Annotated in this window: 18 protein-coding genes; 15 read left to right on the top strand and 3 right to left on the bottom strand. The window is 30.8% G+C overall.

Annotated elements, in window-relative coordinates:
- The first annotated feature begins 32 nt into the window (after window positions 1-32).
- From AACK87_RS04040 to AACK87_RS03995, 10 genes are all read left to right on the top strand, one after another.
- On the top strand, window positions 33-1937 hold the full coding sequence (locus tag AACK87_RS04040) for a PTS transporter subunit EIIC (protein ID WP_338971883.1): 1905 nt from the start codon (window positions 33-35) through the stop codon (window positions 1935-1937).
- A gap of 3 nt (window positions 1938-1940) precedes the next feature.
- Window positions 1941-2321 carry a PTS glucose/sucrose transporter subunit IIB gene (locus AACK87_RS04035; RefSeq protein WP_338971880.1) on the top strand — a complete coding sequence of 127 codons (381 nt, stop codon included), beginning with the start codon at window positions 1941-1943 and terminating at the stop codon, window positions 2319-2321.
- Between the two features lie 149 nt (window positions 2322-2470).
- On the top strand, window positions 2471-4270 hold the full coding sequence (locus tag AACK87_RS04030; RefSeq protein ID WP_338971879.1) for a hypothetical protein: 1800 nt from the start codon (window positions 2471-2473) through the stop codon (window positions 4268-4270).
- Window positions 4271-4409: 139 nt separating this feature from the next.
- Window positions 4410-4598, top strand: a complete 189-nt coding sequence (locus AACK87_RS04025; protein WP_338971877.1) for a hypothetical protein — start codon at window positions 4410-4412, stop codon at window positions 4596-4598.
- Between the two features lie 153 nt (window positions 4599-4751).
- Complete coding sequence (locus tag AACK87_RS04020) at window positions 4752-6551, top strand: hypothetical protein (RefSeq protein ID WP_338971874.1); 1800 nt, start codon at window positions 4752-4754, stop codon at window positions 6549-6551.
- Between the two features lie 139 nt (window positions 6552-6690).
- Window positions 6691-6903 (top strand): hypothetical protein, encoded by a 213-nt coding sequence (locus AACK87_RS04015; RefSeq protein WP_338971871.1) that lies wholly within the window; start codon window positions 6691-6693, stop codon window positions 6901-6903.
- Between the two features lie 129 nt (window positions 6904-7032).
- The gene (locus AACK87_RS04010; protein WP_338971868.1) at window positions 7033-8826 is read left to right on the top strand and encodes a hypothetical protein; all 1794 of its coding nucleotides are present in this window, start codon (window positions 7033-7035) and stop codon (window positions 8824-8826) included.
- Between the two features lie 455 nt (window positions 8827-9281).
- Window positions 9282-9527 carry a hypothetical protein gene (locus AACK87_RS04005; RefSeq protein ID WP_338971865.1) on the top strand — a complete coding sequence of 82 codons (246 nt, stop codon included), beginning with the start codon at window positions 9282-9284 and terminating at the stop codon, window positions 9525-9527.
- A gap of 995 nt (window positions 9528-10522) precedes the next feature.
- Entirely contained in the window at window positions 10523-10867 is a 345-nt protein-coding gene (locus tag AACK87_RS04000; RefSeq protein WP_338971862.1) for a hypothetical protein, read from the top strand.
- Between the two features lie 10 nt (window positions 10868-10877).
- Complete coding sequence (locus tag AACK87_RS03995) at window positions 10878-12443, top strand: hypothetical protein (RefSeq protein WP_338971860.1); 1566 nt, start codon at window positions 10878-10880, stop codon at window positions 12441-12443.
- A gap of 19 nt (window positions 12444-12462) precedes the next feature.
- Here the strand turns inward: AACK87_RS03995 and trpS are convergent, their stop codons facing one another.
- Window positions 12463-13473, bottom strand: a complete 1011-nt coding sequence (gene trpS / locus AACK87_RS03990) for a tryptophan--tRNA ligase (RefSeq protein ID WP_338971858.1) — start codon at window positions 13471-13473, stop codon at window positions 12463-12465.
- Window positions 13474-13581: 108 nt separating this feature from the next.
- Here trpS and AACK87_RS03985 point away from each other — a divergent pair, with 108 nt between their 5' ends.
- From AACK87_RS03985 to AACK87_RS03975, 3 genes are read left to right on the top strand one after another with little or no spacing between them, the layout of a single operon-like run.
- Window positions 13582-14373, top strand: a complete 792-nt coding sequence (locus AACK87_RS03985; RefSeq protein ID WP_338971857.1) for a hypothetical protein — start codon at window positions 13582-13584, stop codon at window positions 14371-14373.
- On the top strand, window positions 14373-14747 hold the full coding sequence (locus AACK87_RS03980; RefSeq protein WP_338971855.1) for a hypothetical protein: 375 nt from the start codon (window positions 14373-14375) through the stop codon (window positions 14745-14747). Before AACK87_RS03985 ends, AACK87_RS03980 begins: the two co-directional genes overlap by 1 nt.
- 53 nt (window positions 14748-14800) lie before the next feature.
- A complete protein-coding gene (locus AACK87_RS03975) occupies window positions 14801-15508 on the top strand; it encodes a hypothetical protein (RefSeq protein ID WP_338971852.1) in 708 nt (235 codons plus the stop codon).
- A 13-nt stretch (window positions 15509-15521) separates the two neighbouring features.
- On the opposite strand, the gene AACK87_RS03970 is transcribed toward AACK87_RS03975, so the two are convergent.
- Window positions 15522-15821 carry a rhodanese-like domain-containing protein gene (locus tag AACK87_RS03970; protein WP_338971850.1) on the bottom strand — a complete coding sequence of 100 codons (300 nt, stop codon included), beginning with the start codon at window positions 15819-15821 and terminating at the stop codon, window positions 15522-15524.
- Between the two features lie 209 nt (window positions 15822-16030).
- Here AACK87_RS03970 and AACK87_RS03965 point away from each other — a divergent pair, with 209 nt between their 5' ends.
- A complete protein-coding gene (locus tag AACK87_RS03965; protein ID WP_338971848.1) occupies window positions 16031-17752 on the top strand; it encodes a ribonuclease J in 1722 nt (573 codons plus the stop codon).
- A 13-nt stretch (window positions 17753-17765) separates the two neighbouring features.
- On the opposite strand, the gene AACK87_RS03960 is transcribed toward AACK87_RS03965, so the two are convergent.
- On the bottom strand, window positions 17766-18248 hold the full coding sequence (locus AACK87_RS03960) for a hypothetical protein (protein WP_338971845.1): 483 nt from the start codon (window positions 18246-18248) through the stop codon (window positions 17766-17768).
- Between the two features lie 149 nt (window positions 18249-18397).
- On the opposite strand from AACK87_RS03960, the gene oppB reads away from it, so the two are divergent.
- On the top strand, window positions 18398-19615 hold the full coding sequence (gene oppB, locus AACK87_RS03955; RefSeq protein ID WP_338971843.1) for an oligopeptide ABC transporter permease OppB: 1218 nt from the start codon (window positions 18398-18400) through the stop codon (window positions 19613-19615).
- Window positions 19616-19624: the final 9 nt, after the last annotated feature.

Raw genomic sequence — 19624 nt, 5'->3', positions numbered from 1 at the left:
AAAAAATATCTAAACAAATAAAAGGAGAATTTATGGCAAACGATAAAATCGTCACACTAGAAAACGATAAAAGCCTCTCAAAAGAGGACAAAATTGCCAAAAAAGCTGAAAAAAAAGAAGCTTTTGCTAATTCTAATTTTGGAAAAAATTGAAACAAATTTAAGGGAGCAAGTTTTTCAAAATTACAAAATTTAGCCAGAGTAATCGTTTTTCCGATTGCAGTTCTTCCAATCGCGGGTCTATTCCTGGGAATTGGGGGAGGATTTGCAGCCGCCGCTCAACAAAATAATTGAGGGGATGGAGCAGTTAACTTCTTTAACATAATGAAGTCAATCGGAGATATCGTTTTTGGTTGTTTAGGGGTACTATTTTGTACCTCGGTAGCTTTTGGATTTGCAAAACAATCTAAAGGTGTTGCAGCCGTTTCAGCATTTGTTGCATACGTAGTTATGTCTTCAACAATAATGGCACTATTCTTACCAACAACAAATACAGCCGGAGATGCAGTGGTTCAATTTGACCCATGAGGATTAGCTGGTAAGTATGGATTGGTTAGTGAGGGAACTAACAAAGGGATGTTGAAAAGCGTTCTAGGAATTACCCCAACACTTGACCTATCTGTTCTTGGAGGAATTTTAATTGGTTGAGGGATGTCAGTAATCCACAACCGCACATATAATATTAAAGTACCAAGAGTTTTAGGATTCTTTGGTGGAGAAAAATTTGTACCAATTGCTGGTTTCTTCTTTGGAATCGCAGCAGGTTTAGGATTCTTCTTCGTATGACCTGCCTTCTTACAATTACTGTACTTAATTGGATCAGGGATGGGTTCACTTATGGGAATTGGAGGACAAGAAGAATTCTCTAGAACAGCTGGAGCACTAGTTGCTATGTTCTTTGGTATTACTGAACGTCTTCTAATTCCAATGGGACTACACCATGTACAATATACTCCATTCTGATATACATCAGCTGGAGGGGAATGATTAACTCCAATCATTGATTCAAACAATGTAATTACAGGTTGAACAATGACTTCTGGAGCATACACAATTTTCTTTGAACAAATGAAATGAATGGGCGGAAACGGTTGACAAATGACAGATGAAGCTCGTGCAGCATTAGAAATGAACACTGTTTGAAATGCTAACTTTGCAAACCAAATTTCTGGTGAAGCTGGTAGCTGAATGATTAATTTCAACCACTTTACAAACGAAGTAGGAACAATGTTTATGTCAGGACGTTTTGCCTTTATGCAATATGGATATCCATTCGGAGCTGCTGCCATGATTATGATGGCAAAACCAGAAAACCGTAAGCAAAGTTCAGGAATTTTAATTTCTGCAGCCGCAACTAGTTTCTTAACTGGAATCACTGAACCAATTCTATTCTCATTCTTATTCGTAGCACCAATGTTATACTTATTTGACGCCTTTATGGCCGGAATAAGTTTCATGATGGCATACTTATTAAATGTTACAGTTGGACAAGGATTCGCAGCTGGATTTATTGACTGAATCTTCTTTGGAATTATCCCAGGATACTCAACAGGAACTAGTGGAGGAGCAATCTTCGGTAGTTGAGCTGGTAGAACTGGGGCAATGTGAATTCCAATCTACGGATTACTAATCATGTCACCATCATATTTCTTCGGATTCTGATGAATTATCAAAGCTAAAGATTACAAAACACCAGGTCGTGAAGAAGTTGGTGAAGAAAACGTTGCAGTTGAAGCTTTAAAAGCATCACTTGCAAAAGGAACTAAAAAAGACTCAGCTAATGCTGAAAAATTATTAAAAGCACTTGGAGGAAAAGACAATATTATTGATTTAGATCATTCAAAAACTGAACTAATCATCGAAGTTAAAGATCCAAGCAAAGTATCAGAAGGTGTTATTAAAACTACTGGTTCAAAAGCTATGAAAGTTGAGGGTTAGAAAATGGCTAAAATTTACATTAAATACGATAACCCAGAAATTATTCATAATGAACTAAATGAATTAATGGGACACAGTGATGGTAAAAAAACAACCTCTAAAAAAGGTGGGTCAAAATCTGATCAAATCGATGGTTATGACATCACACTACTTAGAAACATTATTGACGGTTTGGGAGGAGATGCCAACATTAAATTGCTTGATAACTGTGCGACTCGTTTACGAGTAACAGTATTTGACGCCAGTTTAGTGGATGAACCAAAACTAAAATCAACAAAAGCGTTGGGAGTAAAAGTTGCTGGGACTGGAGTTCAAGTAATTTATGGTCCATATATATCATCTCTAAAACCTGCGGTTGAAAAACTGTGAGTAAACCACAACTAATTTTATTGGTTAAAAATTCCTTTCAATAGTTACGAATGTTAGCATTTATTTCTGTTAAAGGAATTTTTTGTTTTTATAAGAATTAAACCAGATTGAAATAAAACTGCCTTAATGATATAATTATTAATATGTAAAATAGGAGATTTTAAATGAGAAAATTATTGCAAATACTTGCAGCTTCATTAATGGTGGTGCCCACGCCAATTTATGCTGTTAGTTGTAAAACCAAAGAAAAAGATGTTAAAGAATACGACTATAACCAAGCTTTAAATGATTTTATTGGTGAAGTTACTGCTATTTTTAAAACTGCAATTTTTGAGGCATTCCTACCTTATGCATGAATTGCAGAAGATGATCAATTGTTGGAAGGCTTTACGATTCAAGAATTGTTAGATAATGAAGATAATCTTCAAGATAAAAATAGTTTTTATTATCGTAAGGTAAGTGCTGGTATTTACAACATTATTCCAATAGCGAAAATTAATCAAAAATTAGTACAAGAAGTTAGCAATAATATTAACTACAATTTAGTAACAATGGATTCTTCAACCCCATTAAAAAATGGAATTGATATAAAATCAATCGAGCTTCACAAAAAAGACAGGAATTTATCAGTGGATATTCGACTTACAAGTTTAATTACCTACAAAGAAATTACGGGCGAAAAAGGATTGCAAGAAATTGAAACAACAGCTACTATGAATATTTTTGCTGCAAAATCTTTAGCCGACAAAGCTAAAGATATTTCTGAGGGCTATGATAAATTAATTAATGAAACATTAGCCAATAAGTATTCTTTTATCAGCAACAAAGGTGAACAAGGTGCTATAGCAGACAAAATTAGTTCAAGTGCAGAGTTGAAAAGCAACCTAACTCAGGAACTGGCAACATTTGCAACAAATAATTCAAATGTCCAAGAAATTAACACAAACCAACTAACCACGGTTGTAAATTCTAGCACTGTAGAAAATGCAAGTCGATATAAAACTGAAGCTCGAATTGCTCAGTTTGAAGAGCGTAATCTTACTTTGAACAAAGCGATGATTTATGACGGTGAGGAAAAAGATCAATTTTTAAGAAACGCTTCCAATGATGACACTGGTGATTGAATAATACCAGTTATAGATAACGTTGCTGAAAAAAGTTTTCTAGATAAAAAAATTGAAATGGATTCTGGAATTTCAAGATCTATTAATCAATACAATCTAGAAAATAACATTGCAGATAATAAGATTATTCAAACATTGCTATCAACTTATAAATCAAAATTTGAAATTAAAGATGATGAAGACAAGTTAACAATTGCTTCTTACGGAGCTGAGTTAAAAAATTTGTCTTTCGTAATGGAGGGACAAACCTATGATTTTTCTGAAAGAGTTTTATTTATTCGTCAAAAAACCAGCTATAGTAGTACTAGAAGCTATTATGAAAAATTTATAAGTGATTCATTTGATTATCAACAAAAATTCTATCACATGAAAGATATAGAATTTAAAGAATCTCCTGATGAACAGCGACATCTTATAATTCTTCCAAGAAACTGAAAAGGATACATAAGAAAATCTAGATGGAATTTTTTTCAACCTGGTGAGGAACAAAAACTTTATGATCTTCAAGGAGCCAGTGAGTTTTTGGAAGAATTAGGATTGTTTTCAAAGTTCGAAATGATTGATACTGGCGAGTTCCCTTCTTACATAAAACATACTTCTCAAAAAAGTACAATTGAACTTCGAGCTCATTTTGGAGATACTAATTGAGGGAAGCCGACTAATCGAGTTGAATTAAAAACATATCTATTTTCTTATAACGGTGTGGCAGATAGAACTACAAATTTTTATACCAATAAAAATGATGATCTTAATATGGTAATAGCTCTGGAGAGTGCTAAAAAGACAATGAAAACAGCAAAACAGTACCCATCATACTTTATTGTGGAATATACAGATTAGTCATTCTAAAAAATTAACTAAAATCGACTTTTTGAGTCGATTTTTTAATTAAGTTGCAAATCCACTATTTATTGAAGTTAAAGATCCAAGCAAAGTATCAGAAGGATTTATTGAAACTACTGGTTCAAAATGTGATTAAATGGATGGTTATGACATCACACTACTGAGAAACATTATCCATGGTTTAGTAAAGGATGTCAACATTAGATGTCTTGAAAACTGTGAAACTCTGTTACAAGCAACTTTATGTAATGCAATTTCAGCGGATGAACCAAAACTAAAATCAACAAAAGCATCGTGATTAAAAGTTGCTGGAACTGGAGTTTAAGTAATTTATTGCTTACCCATATAATATCTGAAACATGCATTTGAAAAATTGGAAGTAAATCACAACTGATTTTGTTTTTCTAAGAATTAAACCAGATTGAAATAAAGCCTCATTAAAGGTATAATTATTAATATGTAAAATAGGAGATTTTAAATGAAAAAATTGTTACAAATACTTGCAGCTTCGTTAATGGTGGTGCCCACGCCAATTTATGCTGTTAGTTGTAAAACCAAAGAAAAAGATGTTAAACAATATGACTATAACCAAGCTTTAAATAATTTTATTGGTGAAGTTACTGCTATTTTTAAAACTGCAATGTTTGAGGCTTTCCTGCCTTATGCATGAATTGCGGAAGATGATCCATTGTTGGAAGGCTTTACGATTCAAGAATTGTTGGATAATGAAGAGCATCTCCAAGATAAAAATAGTTTTTATTATCGCAAGGTAAGTGCTGGTATTTACAACATTATTCCAACAGAGAAAATTAATCAGAAATTAGCACAAGAAGTTAGCAACAATATTAACTATAATTTAGTAACAATGGATTCTTCAACCCCATTAAAAAATGGAATTGATATAAAATCAATCGAGCTTTATAAAAAAGACAAGAATTTATCATTGGCTATTCGACTTACAAGTTTAATTACCTACAAAGAAATTACGGGCGAAAAAGGATTGCAAGAAATTGAAACAACAGCTACTATGAATATTTTTGCTGCAAAATCTTTAGCTGACAAAGCTAAAGATATTTCTGAGGGCTATGATAAATTAATTAATGAAACATTAGCCAATAAGTATTCTTTTATCAGCAACAAAGGTGAACAAGGTGCTATAGCAGACAAAATTAGTTCAAGTGCAGAGTTGAAAAGCGATCTAACTCAGGAACTGGTAATATTTGCTACAAGTAATTCAAATATTCAAAAAATTAACACAAACGAATTATCCTTGGTTGTAAATTCTAGCACTGTAGAAAATGCAAGTCGATATAAAACTGAAGCTCGAATTGCTCAGTTTGAAGAGCGTAATCTTACTTTGAACAAAGCAATGATTTATAACGGTGAGGATAAAGATAAATTTTTAAGAAACGCATCCGATGATGACACTGGTGATTGAATAAGACCGGTTATAGATAACGTTGCTGAAAAAAGTTTTTTAGATGAAAAAATTAAAAAGGATTCTGGAATTTCAAGATCTATTAATCAATACAATCTAGAAAATAACATTGCAGATAATAGGGTTATTCAAACATTGCTATCAACTTATAAATCAAAATTTGAAATTAAAGATGATGAAGATAAGTTAACAATTGCTTCTTACGGAGCTGAGTTAAAAAATTTGTCTTTCGTAATGGAGGGACAAACCTATGATTTTTCTGAAAGAGTTTTATTTATTCGTCAAAAAACCAGCTATAGTAGTACTAGAAGCTATTATGAAAAATTTATAAGTGATTCATTTGACTATCAACAAAAATTCTATCACATGGAAGATGTAGAATTTAAAGAATCTCCTGATGAACAGCGACATCTTATAATTCTTCCAAGATCCTGAAAAAAAGGATTAAAATCAAATAAATGGAATTGGTTTATACCAGGTGGTGAACAAATGCTTTTTGATCTTCAAGGAGCTAATGAGTTTTTGGAAGAATTAGGATTGTTTTCAAAGTTCGAAATGATTGATACTGGCGAGTTCCCCTCTTACCTACAACATACTGATAAAAATACCACAATTGAACGTCGAGCTCATTTTGGAGATACTAATTGAGGGAAGCCAACAAATCGAGTTGAATTAAAAACATATCTATTTTCTTATAACGGTGCGGTAGATAGAACTACAAATTTTTATACCAATAAAAATGATGATCTTAATATGGTAATAGCTCTGGAGAAAGGTTCAAAGACGATGAAATCAGCAATATATTACCCATCATACTTTATTATAGAATATACAGATTAGTCATTCTAAAAAATTAACTAAAATCGACTTTTTGAGTCGATTTTTTAATTAAGTTGCAAATCCACTATTTATTGAAGTTAAAGATCCAAGCAAAGTATCAGAAGGATTTATTGAAACTACTGGTTCAAAATGTGATTAAATGGATGGTTATGACATCACACTACTGAGAAACATTGTCGATGGTTTAGTAAAGGATGTCAACATTAAATGTCTTGAAAACTGTGAAACTCTGTTACAAGCAACTTTATGTAATGCAATTTCAGTGGATGAACCAAAACTAAAATCAACAAAAGCATCGTGATTAAAAGTTGCTGGAACTGGAGTTCAAGTAATTTATTGCTTACCCATATAATATCTGAAACATGCATTTGAAAAATTGGAAGTAAATCACAACTGATTTTGTTTTTATAAGAATTAAACCAGATTGAAATAAAGCCTCATTAAAGGTATAATTATTAATATGTAAAATAGGAGATTTAAAATGAAAAAATTGTTACAAATACTTGCAGCTTCGTTAATGGTGGTGCCCACACCAATTTATGCTGTTAGTTGTAAAACCAAAGAAAAAGATGTTAAACAATATGACTATAACCAAGCTTTAAATAATTTTATTGGTGAAGTTACTGCTATTTTTAAAACTGCAATGTTTGAGGCTTTCCTGCCTTATGCATGAATTGCAGAAGATGATCCATTGTTGGAAGGCTTTACGATTCAAGAATTGTTGGATAATGAAGAGCATCTCCAAGATAAAAATAGTTTTTATTATCGCAAGGTAAGTGCTGGTATTTACAACATTATTCCAACAGAGAAAATTAATCAAAAATTAGCACAAGAAGTTAGCAACAATATTAACTATAATTTAGTAACAATGGATTCTTCAACCCCATTAAAAAATGGAATTGATATAAAATCAATCGAGATTTACAAAAAAGACAAGAATTTATCATTGGCTATTAAATTTACAAGTTTAATTACCTACAAAGAAATTTCAGGAGAAAAAGGATTGCAAGAGATTGCAACAACAGCTACTATGAATATTTTTGCTGCAAAATCTTTAGCTGACAAAGCTAAAGATATTTCTGAGGGCTATGATAAATTAATTAACGAAACATTAGCCAATAAATATTCTTTTGTCAGTGACAAAGGTGAACAAGGAGCTATTGCAGACAAAATTAGTTCAAGTGCAGATTTGAAAAGCAACCTAACTCAGGAACTGGCAATATTTGCTACAAGTAATTCAAATGTTCAAAAAATTAACACAAGCGAATTATCCTTGGTTGTAAATTCTAACACTGTAGAAAATGCAAGTCGATATAAAACTGAAGCTCGAATTGCTCAGTTTAAGGAGCGTTATCTTACTTCGCACAAAGCAATGATTTATAACGGTGAGGATAAAGATAAATTCTTAAGAAACGCTTCCAATGATGACACTGGTGATTGAATAAGACCGGTTATAGATAACGTTGCTGAAAAAAGTTTTTTAGATGAAAAAATTAAAAAGGATTCTGGAATTTCAAGATCTATTAATCAATATAATCTAGAAAATAACATAGCAGATAATAGGGTTATTCAAACATTGCTATCAACTTATAAATCAAAATTTGAAATTAAAGATGATGAAGATAAGTTAACAATTGCTTCTTACGGAGCTGAGTTAAAAAATTTGTCTTTCGTAATGGAGGGACAAACCTATGATTTTTCTGAAAGAGTTTTATTTATTCGTCAAAAAACCAGCTATAGTAGTACTAGAAGCTATTATGAAAAATTTATAAGTGATTCATTTGATTATCAACAAAAATTCTACCACATGGAAGGAAGAGAACTTAAAGAATCTCCTGATGACCAAGCCCATTACATCAGCATTCCAAAAGGTTGAAAACAAATCTCGAAATTTCGAATTTGGTTTAAACCAGGCGATGAAGAATATTTTTTTGATGTCCCTGAAGCTAATGTGTTTTTAGAAGAATTAGGAATGGTTCAAAAGTTTGAAATGATTGATACCGGGGAGTTCCCAAGTTACATACAACATGGCCGTCATAATAGCACAAAGGAACGTCGAACTCATTTTGGAGATACAAGTTGAGGAAAGCCAACAAATAGAGTCGAATTAAAAACATATCTATTTTCTTATAACGGTGTAGTTGATAAAACAACATACTTTTATACAAATAAAAATGATGATGAAAATAGGGTAATACAACTTAAACAGGGCATGAAGACGATTGGACTATCACAAAACTATTGATCATACTTCGTTTTAGAATGGAGAAAATAACCACTGTAATAATTTGACTAAAATCGACTTTTTGAGTCGATTTTTTAATTAATTTCAAAACTTACTCATCTTTGAATTTTAAGATCCAAGCAAAGCTTCATAAGACTTTATTAAAAGTACTGGTTCGAAATCTGTTCAAATCCACGTCCATGATATCACACCACTTAGAAACGTTATTGATGGTTTAGTAAAAGATGTCAACATTGAATGTCTTGAGAACTGTGAAGCTCTGTTACGAGCAACTTTATTTAATGCAGTTTTGGTGGATGAACCAAAACTAAAATCAGCAAAAGCGTTGGGAGTAAAAGTCTCTGGAACTGGAGTTCAAATAATTTATTGGTCACACATATTATCTCTAAAACCTTCATTTGAGAAACTGTTATTAAATCACAGCTAGTTTTTTGTTTTTTATAAGAATAAAACCAGATTCAAATAAAGTACCCTTAAAGGTATAATTGTTAATATTTAAAATAGGAGATTGAAAATTTAAAATTACTGCAAATACTTGCAACTTCGTTAATGGTGGTGCCCACACAATTTATGTTGTTAGTTGTAAAACTAAGGGAAAAGCTGTTAAACAATACGACTACAACCAAGCTCTAAATAATTTTATTGGTGAAGTCGCTACTATTTTTAAAACTGCAATGTTTGAGGCGTTCCTGCCTTATGCATGAATTGTAGAAGATGATCCATTGTTGTAAGGTTTTGCGATTAAATAATTGTTAGATAATTAAGAGTATCTTCAAGATAAAAATAGTTTTTATTATCGCAATGTAAGTTCTGATTTGTGAAAATAACAAAACGGGAATATTTCTTCTTTTCAAATTTCCTATTTAATATTTAATATTTTCTAAGAAAAACTTTGAATAAACTAAAAATTATAAATGATAGTAATCGAATGTAAAAACTAAGAACAACTAGAAAATAGACTAAATTTTGAAATGAGTAGAATAGCTTTTGAAATCAGAGTTAGAGAATATAAAATAAACATTTGTTTATTACAGGATGTTGAAACGTGGAAAAAGTAAATAAATATACAAAAAAAATAAAAACCCGGATTGAGTTCTGAATTATCTTGAAGAAATTAAAAAAAAATTAAAAGCTGCTTTAATGTCAATTAAAGTAGTGAAATAGTATTTAGCAAAGACCACTAAATAACCGACTCACAATTTTTTATATCGATAAATTGTTTTTGGTTTTTTTAATATGCAGAGATTTCGGATTTTTTAATTAGTATTTTTTGAAAAGCACTAGCAAAATCACTACTTGTTTAAACCAAGATAACCCTTTTAGTTAAACCTATTTTTTAAAAATTATTAACTATATCATCATCTCAAGTCCCAGTACTGAAGGCAAGTGTATGAAACTTTTTAAGTTCTTAAAGTTTGTATTGTTTTCCAGTGAAAAAGTAAATTATTTGAACTTTGAAAAATATTTAACATCATACAGGAATATTTTAAATTTTTTAATTTTTAAAGTCTAACCTAAACATTAAAAACACATACAATATTTGTACAAACATAGTTTATTTAGTAAAACTTTTAACAAAATGATTTTCACATGATTTTTCATCTAAATTCCCTTAATGTTTTCAAATCCAGCGGTAAATAAGTTACTATGTCCCTTTTTAATTTGATTCAAACAAGGTATAATTATTTTAAGGTCTAAACCTAATAATCAATTAAAGGAAAGAAAAATGGCAAAAATTACAGGTAATGAAGTTGAGTTTAACACCTTAGAACTTAATTTGGCTTGAGAAAAGGCGATTTCACTAGAAAATGTCGATCCAAATAAAATAAAAATGTGTTATATCTGCAAGTTTCATATGTTAAAAGAAAACTATTACACGGATAAAACAGCAGATATTTTATACTGAACAGTTGACTTAATAAATACAAAACAACCTGAGCTATTTCAGTCAGATAATTTAATCGCAATTCATCAAGGGTGTTTGATTTTTAGAAAAAAGCCTAATGCAGCAAAGCGAATTGAGAAAATTCGCAAAGTAAAATGATTATATGATGAAGAATTTCATCAGTAGGGGGAGAAAAATGAAAAAGTTATTGTTAGTTTTATCTAGTTTGTCGCTTTCAGCGTTTCCTATAACTTCGGTTATATCATGTGGAAGTAATCAGAAATCAGATAGTTGACTAGATTTTCCCTCAGCGGATTACCATTATTTAACCCAAATGTACAAAAGTGAAATCGAAACCTATTTAATTTCAAAAGGTTTAAACACTTTATCACAAAAATACATCATTATCAGCGATGATAATGATGAAGAACAGGAGTTTAATTTTCTAAACTATAATTTTCTTAGCCAAGTAGATGAGAAAACAGATTTTGATAAGCTTCTATTATCAGACTTAAGTAAGATAATAAATATTAACGATATTAGAGAAAATATCATCCGAGACATTAATTCTAAAATTGATTACCGACTAATTAAACCTGATAGAGAAAATACACAAATAAATTTCTCTGTAGATGGAACTGCTATTGAAAAGAAAACAGATTCCTTTCTAGTAACTTTTAATTTATTTTTTAGTTTTAACTATTTAGAAGAATCAGGTCTTGGTGAAAAAACAGATTGAATAGAATTTGATGAATCAATTGTAGTTTTCAACTCAGAAGGTAAAACAACAGCAGATGCTTTGTCAAAACAATATGCTAAAACCTTATCCTCACTTAATAAGGCCGATTTGGTTTTTAAAAGTGATGTTACTAATCCTAGATTTTGATCAGATAATTTTCATAGCGGATTAAAATCAGATTTTAAAACTAAATTGGACGCAGTAAACGAAAATTTTATATTCACAACAAACCCTTTTAATTACAATAGTTTATCACAAAGATTAGTTCACAGTAAGACTCAAAGAGCAGAATTAAGAGCAATTTTAAAAGGTGGAGAGGCTAGCGGTAAAAAGCTAAAAGAATTTTATGAAAAAATGGGGGCAGAAAGCGAAGGCAAAAATCAACTATTTGGTTTTGATAATTTTAAAAAAAATGTAAGCCAAAAATTTGGTACCCTATTTGATGAAAAAAGTTGATCACCAAAAGAAGATGAAACCATTGCCTTTGGAAGGATGAATGTAAGTAATGTCATTGTAAGTGCAGGTAGTGATCAATTTGTTTTACCAGAAATGTCAACCATCTTTTCTCAGGAAGCTAAATCAACAAACTACCAAGAGAATTTGCTCGAAGCGGTTGCTAATTTCTTTAACGCTTTATTTTCTAAAAAATCTGAGAGTGATAATGTGTTTATGTTAATTAATAAACCCGAAAGTATTGAACTATCAAAAAATTACAGCTATGATGAATTATTTGGAGCGATTTTAGGTTCAAGTGATTGCCAAGAAGCCATCAAAGAGCTTGATAAATTTGGAATTCAACCCTCATTTAACTTAAATCAAATGAGTTTAAAAAATCACGGTAGTTTCTATGTTGATGACAAGGGTAATATTTACGCCACGGAAAAGAATAAAATAATTAGTGAAATAAATTGAGGATTGAGATTATTTTTATCAACAGACTTTAATTCCGCTAATTCAATTTCATTAGTCCAGGACTATGTTCCCAAAAAAGGTCAAGACAGTCAGTTTAAATTTTTGATATAAAAAATAAAACCGTAAGGTTTTATTTTTTATATTTTAATCCGACTTTTCATTCAACTTTTTCAAGTTTTCTGCGAGCAAGTTCTCTTGCTTTGACAGCTCCATTTTGGAGCCATTCATCAACTTCGTTGGAGTTGTAGAATTTTTGATATTTCTCTTGAATTCCACTTAATAGTTCAACTACAACCAGGGCAATTTCGTTTTTGAATTCCCCATAATTTTTGCTCTCAAATTGCTTTTCGATTTGTGAATGAGTTTTTTTAGTAATGCAACTATAAATTGTCATTAAATTGCTAACCCCTGGCTTATTTACTGGATCAAATCTAATAACGTTTTCACTATCAGTAATTGCGGCTTTAATTTTATTTTCGACTTGTTTTAAATCATCTAATAGACCGATATAAGATTTAGGATTTAAAGATGACTTTGACATCTTCTTGCTTGGCTCTTGCAAATCCATAATTTTAGCCCCGTTTTCTCTTATAATTGGCTCTGGAATAGTAAACATATCTCCAAATTTATTATTCATACGTTCTGCTAAATTCCTGGTAAGTTCAATATGTTGTTTTTGATCTTTACCAACAGGTACAGCTTGTGCGTCATAAATTAGAATGTCTGCAGCCATCAATGTTGGATAAGTTAACAAACCAGTGGGAATAAAGTTAGTTTTATTATCAGCACGGACTTTTGTCGACTTATCTTTAAATTGAGTCATTCTCTCAAGTTCTCCAATTGTTGAATTACAAGATAAAATTCAAGCTAAGTTAGTAACTTCTAAAACATCACTTTGCAGAAAGACAGTAGCTTTATTTGGATCTAATCCACAAGCGAAATAAAGTGCCACCATGCTCTTGATGTTTTCTTTAAGCACCTTAGCTTCAATTGGTAAAACTATTGCGTGTAAATTTGCGACAAAAACCATCATCTCGTATTTGTCTTGTAATTCCACAAATTGTTGCATTGCACCTAGGTAATTACCTAGTGTCATTTTCCCAGTACTTGTAATTCCTGAAATTAATCTTTTCTTTTCCATAGTTCACCATTTCCTATTAATAAAATTATAGATTATTTTCACTAAGATTATTTATTAAATTCAAATTAAGCCATTTTTTTGTTAAAATTATCAAAAGGTCGGTTTACAATGAAAAAATACGCTATCATAAAAAATGATTACAACGAAAGTCAAACTATTGCCAAAAAATTAGAGAAAATCCACTTGCAAAAGGGTTGAACTGAGGATTTAAAAAATCCCGATTTTGTTTTTATAATCGGGGGAGATGGAACTTTTTTAAGAGCTGTTGAAAAATATAACAATAATCTTGATAAGATTCTTTTTGTCCCTTTCAAAAGTGGGGGTATTGGGTTTTACACAAATCACAACAATCTCAAAGAAGAAGAAACCATAATCAATGTCATTAAGCGAGGAAATTTTGAAACTAATAGTTTTGATGTACTCTTGTGCAAAGTTGATAATGATGCTTTTTTAGCTGTTAACGAAATTAAAGTGGTGAGTGATTTGAGAGCTAGAGATATTTTTGTCTCGCTAAATGATGAATTTCTGCAAGTTTTTAAAGGAACAGGAATTTGTGTGGCAACAAATAATGGTTCAACAGGTTTTAATAAATCAAACTCAGGAGCTATTTTTGTTGAAAAGTTGGCGTTGATGCAAATGACCGAAATTGGGGCAGTTAATAATAATACTTATCATTCAGTGCAATCCCCAATTATATTGAGTAAGGATGTAATAATTAAACTGAAGATTGAAAGCTCGGCTCATTCTTTAATTGTTGATACAAAAAAGATAAATATAAAAAAAGGTCAACTAGAAATAAGTCTGATTCCAAGCAAAGTAAAAATCATTAGTACAGTTACAAATCCACCAACCAAAATTCAACTTTTAAGAGATATTTTTATTAAGGATGGACACAAGTAATGTTGATTATCTGATTAGTTATTTTAATTATCGCTGTAATTATTGCGATTTGAAGTATTATGTATATCTTTATTAGAAAGGGTTTTTACACCAATTTTAATAAAAACAAAAAAGACAAAACTTTTGAAAAACATATTTTTAAGTACGATAATATTTTAGAATCTTTGGGTGGTCTAGATAATGTTGAAGCGATTGAAAGCGTTGACCTACAATGTAGCTTAAATCTGTATTCTAAAAGTCTAGTGGATTTTAGAAGATTGAAGAAAATGGGAATTAAAGCTGAGGAATTGGATGAAAAAATTATTCTATCCTTAAGAGACTATAATTTCACAACTTTCGTACTTAAAACTAAAAGACTTTTGAAAAATACTTAAAGTTAGCCCGCTAAAAGGTTATAATATACTTATATATAAAAGGAGTGATTGAGATGAAAAAACTATTGATTATTTTATCTGGGGTATCTGTAATCGCTGGGGCACCCGCTTCGGTGGTTTCTTGTACATTTGGAATACCAAATAAAGGCGGAAATATAATTCCGGAAAAACCTGAAATTTCGATTCCCAATCCAATCAAGCCATCTCATCCAAAACCAAGTAAACCAGTTTTGCCAGAAGACGATTTAGGAGTTGATGTAATTCCTGATGGAGAACAATATCAAGACTTTGTAGATCCAACAAATGGATTTGAGCCAAGTAATTTAACAATTAGCGCTTTGAAATTGTATGTTGATAACTTGGAAAATTATATTAATTCTGAAGAATATCAAAGTGATTACAAGGTTGCTTTAGAAGATATTAAAGAACTTTCGGGTTGAAATTCACCCTTTGCAACAAGCAAGGGTGATTCAGATAATGAAAAAATGATGCGTTACTTCTACCTGTTTAGAAATAATAAATTTTTACAAGATTATGAAAAGAAAAACTTTGACCTGTTGGTTTACAAAGCCATTTACAACAGTCATGTTGAGATTGTTAACGACAATAATATTGCCAATGATACAGATTTTATAAAACAAAAAAATGACATTTTGTCTAAGTTGGATAAGTATTCAACTCCAAACCAAATTTGAGCTAACAATACAACTAAGTATTTCAAAAATACTTTAGAAAATATTGTTGAGCCATTAAAAAAATAATCAGTAAAACTGATTATTTTTTGTTTCTAAAGTAATTATAAATTCCTCCGGTTAAAACAAAAGCGTTGGAATAACCAACTTCTTCAAGAAATTGGGCAGCTTGGCCACTTCGATTCCCAGCGTTGCAAACTGTAATTATTAACTCGTTTTTATCAGGAAAATAGCTCTTATAATTTCTGATTAAGTCCTCAACATAAATATTTTCTGCCCAACTAAAATTTAGTAGGGTTTTAACCTCACTGTTAGTCCTCACATCGATTGTGCGGGCTTGATCTTGCACTTTGATATATTCGTTAAATGTCATTGATTTCATAATTAACCTCCACTTGTATTTTACCCCATTATTTGAATGACAATAAATATTAAATTTCAAATATATTGTGGGTATTTAAATCCAAAATGAGATATAATATAGAAAACTAAGTCTTAAATGCAATTGCGAGTAATTAAATAAAAATAATAGTTAAAAACGAGCAAAGTTTTTATTTCGTAAAGCCAGTCTTTATAATAGAGGAGAAAAAAATGTCAGTAATTAAATTTATGGCCCTAGGAGGTCAAGACGAGCGCGGTAAAAATTTATTTATCGTTGATGTGGATGATGAACTATTCATCTTTGATTCAGGTATTAAATTTCCCGAAAAGGGAATTCTTGGAATTGATATAGTAATTCCTAATCTTGAATTTATCAAAAATAATAAACATAAAGTAAAAGGGGTTTTTATTTCAAATCCAGCTGCTTATAATGCGGGTTCTATTAATTATATTTTACGCGAAGTGGATGTTCCAGTTTATTGTAATGAATTAACAACATTAGTATTGAAATATAAAACTCAAAAATTCCGCTTGAAAAATCGTGAAAACAACTTTAAAATCGTGAAAGATAAAGAAATAATAAAAGTAGGAAAATTAGAAGTTGAAGTTTTTAGAACAACATCAAGCTTTCCTGAGTCATTTGGTTTTGCTATCAAAACCGATCAAGGAGCCATTGTTTACATTGGGGATTATATAATTGATGGAAAAGAACAATCATACTTTTCAACAGATATTCACCATCTAAATAAAATTTCAGAAAATGGGGTTTTAGCTTTAATTAGTGACGCAGAATGTGCTTCAAGAAAAGCTTACACAGTGCCAAATCATAAAATTGAAGCTAAAATTGCTGGTCCAATGAAGGAAAAAGCTAGATTAATTATTGGAATTTTTGAAGAAGATATTTTCAAATTTTCAGAAATAGCTCGAGAAGCTATTAAAAATAATCGTAAAATGGCGATTTATGGAAGATCATTGGCAACTATTTTAGAATCACCAATTATCAAAAACAAATTGAATATTTCCGAGGAAAACATTTTCTCAATTAATGATTTTATGGAATCAGATAATGGAATTCTTTTAGTAACTGGAACAGGAGACTTGCTTTACTCGCGTCTAGCCAAAATAGCTACTGGAAACGATACTGTTATTGAGTTCACAGAAAAAGATATTATTATTTTAGCAACCCCACCAGCCCCTGGAGTTGAAATGCGTCATGCTCAAATTCTTGATGAATTGGCTCGAACAAATGCCAAATTAGTTGTTCTAAGTGAAAAAAACATTTGAGCAATGCATGCCAGTTTTGAAGATATTAAGTTAATGACCAAAATTATGAATCCTAAATTCTTTATACCAGTTAAAGCGCTTTATAAGGACTTCCTTCAAGCTGAGCAAGCAGCTGTTGAAGCTGGTGTTAAACCTGAAAATGTTGGTTTAATGGATAATGGAAGAGTTTTAACAATTAGCCAGTCAGGAAAATTGGTTTTCTCAAAAGAGGAAATTAAAACTGGAGACATTTATGTTGATGGTACTGGAGTTGGAGATATTGGAGCTGTCGTTTTAAACGAAAGAAAACAATTAGCGACTGATGGGGTTATTATTGTTGGGGCCAATTTGAATGAAAATGATAAAGAATTGACAAGTTTAATTGACATTCAAATGCGTGGAGTAATCTATATCAATGATGACAACCCAATCTTTAAACTAATGCAAAAAAACGTTGTGGATATTTTAGATAAAGCAAAAGAAGACTTTAAGAAAAAACCTGAAAGCTTTGACTTAAATATGATCAAACGTGAAATCATTTCTAAAATGAGAAGTATTGTCAAACAAGACACAGGTAAACAACCAATTGTTTTAGTAATAATTAACGAAATCACAGGTTCAGTATTTGAACCTAGACGATATAATTCTAGACAAAAAACAACAGATTAAAATCTGTTGTTTTTTATAATAAGAATGAAAATCCCGCACCAATAACTTGAACTATTACAAATATTAACATTAATTTTCTGATTTTAGCAATTCAAGCTTCCTCATCAGATAAAGTGGGTAGGTATCTTCTGCGAGCGTCGTTGTAATGTTTGGCTGCTTGTCGATTTTTTATTCAACCTAGAACCAATCAAACCACTAAACCAAAAACAATAAGAATTGTTGTCATGGTTGAAGCGAAGTATTTTCCCGGCATAGCATAAACATCAACTAAAAATGCAATCATTAATAAAATACCAGAAATAACGGTTGCAATTAAAACTTCATATCAGCGCAGTGATTTATTATAACGATATTTAGCCTTTTTATTTAAAGTATCTTCGCTATAGTAAGTATCCTTAATTACCTCGTCAACTTCTTTATTATGTATCTCTTTTTGATCAGCTTTTAATTCCTTTAGTTGCTTAAAAGAACTTTTCTTTTTCTCTTTTTGACTCATTTTAACCCCCCCTTTAAATTTTATTTAAAATAATTTCACTTATAATTTATTATATGTTATATTAATAAATATATGTAAATATATGTAAATAAATGTAATTTTTTAAATTTATAAAGTAATAATTAATATTAAAGAGAGGGGTATTTTCAATGGAAGAAAAAAAGAAAATCGATTTCGATTTAGAGTCAAATAATTTCTGTCTTGATGATGAAATTATGCACACCAAATCTTCTATCTGAACAAAGATGAAATTCAGCCTTTCAAGTGCTAAAAGTAATACCGACGAATTTTGGGAGCGTTTTCCTTTAATCGGATATTCTTTAAGAAGAATTCTGTTCGCTTTAATTACTTTGCTATTAGCTGTTTGTGTTGTATTTATTATGCTAAGATTACAAACCCCCGATGAAGTTTATATGGGAAATATTGACTATAACAAATTAGGAATCTCATATGGAGATGATGAGTACTATCGTTTGCTTGCAATGCGAAAAGCGATGTTTAAAGTGGATGGTCCGCTTTTAACTCAACTTTGAAACTATATTTTAAACATTATCCCATTTATTCCAAAGGAAGTTATTGTTAACGGAACTGCAAGTATCTTACCTTCAGGAGAAATTGTTTTAACTGGAGATAAAGTAATTAAATGATTCTACTTAGGAGAAGTTTTCTCAACTGGAGTTTCAGAGCCAGGAAAAACCGTAACAAGTGTATTTGCCGAAGCTATTCCTTACTCATTTGCTTTTGGAACTGTGGCGATGGTTTTCTCATATGGAATCGGAGTGCCGCTTGGAATTCTTTCAGCTAAAAGCAAAGAGAAAGCTTTGGATAATTCAATTAATACAGCCAGCATAGTTTTTACAGCAATTCCCCCAGTAGTATTTGTGGTTGGAATTTATCTAATATCTATTAATGTCTTTGGGGCGCACGGACTATTTAGTTCAGGCACATTCGACACCAAATTTTGGCCAACATTAACTCTTGTGTTAATGATTATGCCACCAATCATAATATCAACAAGAAGGTATGTAATCGATGAAATGACAGCGGACTATACTAAATTCGCGCTTTCAAAAGGATTAACAAATACTTACGTTTTTAACATTCATATTTTCAGAAATGCTGGAATCAGAATTTTTAGAACTTTACCAGCCGCATTTGTGGGAACCATTTTTGGTTCAAGTATTTTTACCGAACAGAATTGAGCAATTCCAGGAATGAGTAAATTCATTGTTTCAGGAGTAGCTGCTAAAGACTCATTTGTAGTTATGGGATACATAGTTTTCTCAGCCTCAGTGGGTATAATAACAACTCTAATTGCAGATATAATTATGGCTTCATTAGATCCACGTATTAAATTAACTAAATAAAAAAAAGGA

It is taken from the genome of Spiroplasma endosymbiont of Panorpa germanica (assembly GCF_964019765.1).
Classification (GTDB): Bacteria; Bacillota_I; Bacilli_A; order Mycoplasmatales; family Mycoplasmataceae; genus Spiroplasma_B.
This window is presented reverse-complemented; position numbering and strand designations above follow the sequence as displayed.